The organism is Streptomyces sp. NPDC001970, from assembly GCF_053594115.1.
This window is the reverse complement of record NZ_JBSFDW010000127.1, coordinates 1-1089: the sequence shown is the minus strand read 5'-3', so window position 1 is coordinate 1089 and position 1089 is coordinate 1. Positions and strand designations below refer to the sequence as shown.

Here is a 1089-nt window from a genome sequence, read left to right as displayed (position 1 = left end):
TAGGGACTGTGCCGAGTTGAGATCTTCATGTGAGGCTGCGGAGCCAGATGACGGCGCCGCGTAAGTGGAGTCCGGCGAGGTAGCTGGCCGGGGTCTTGTCGTAGCGGGTGGCGAGCCCGCGCCACTCCTTGATCTTGTTGATGCAGCGTTCCACCGTGTTGCGGTCGCGGTAGAGCTCGGTGTCATGGGCGGGGGGTCGCCCGCCACGACGTCCCTTCGTCTTGCGGTGGGCCGCCTGGTCGGTCTTCTCCGGAATAGCCGCCCGGATCCTGCGTCTGCGCAGGTAGGCGCGGTTGGCCCGGGAGGAGTACGCCTTATCCGCGGCCACGGCGGCAGGGCGGGTGCGAGGCCGGCCGACCGGGCCCCGGACCTTGATACGTTCCAGGACGGCAGTGAAGCGGGGACTGTCGGCGGCCTGGCCGGGGGTGAGGACGAAGGACAGCGGGCGGCAGCGGCGGTCCGCCGACAGGTGCACCTTGCTGGTCAGCCCGCCGCGTGAGCGCCCCAGTTCGGCGGCGCGGAGCCGGGCCTTGCGGCGCTGACGCAGGCGCCGTCGCTCCTCGCGGGCGGCATCCGCCTGCTCGTCCGGCTCGGCTACTGGGGCGTTCTGTCCCTTTGGCGAAGCCCCTTTTCCTCTGCGACGGCCTTCTCCAGGGCTTCGAGCAGCTCAGCTTCGACGATCATCCCGGCGGCGTGATGGTGGGCCCGGGCCACGGTGGAGTCCACGCTCACCAAGTCGAGGTCTGCCTGACCGCGCGAGGCGGCCTCGGCGATCATCGCTTCCATCAGTGTCTGGAAGACCCCGGACCTGGCCCAGAGGTGGAAGCGCCCGTACACGGTGGACCACGGCCCGTACCGCTCGGGCATGTCCCGCCACGGACCGCCCGTACGGAACCGCCACATCACGCCGTTGACGAGCCTGCGCAGGTCAGGAATGGGACCGCGCTCGCCCAGCGGCAACAGCGGTTCGAACACAGTCCACTCATCGTCCGTGAGATCACCCCGGGTCATCCCGCATGTCTACCGTCCCAACCCAGCCGGGACAGCGAAACAGCCAAACCCGTGATCTCAACTCGGCACAGTCCCTAG

1 pseudogene is annotated in these 1089 nt (G+C 69.1%); it reads right to left on the bottom strand.

Features of this window, described 5'->3' with window-relative positions:
- Positions 1-25 precede the first annotated feature (25 nt).
- Positions 26-1011, bottom strand: a pseudogene (locus tag ACWCP0_RS42175) (IS5 family transposase).
- Positions 1012-1089: the final 78 nt, after the last annotated feature.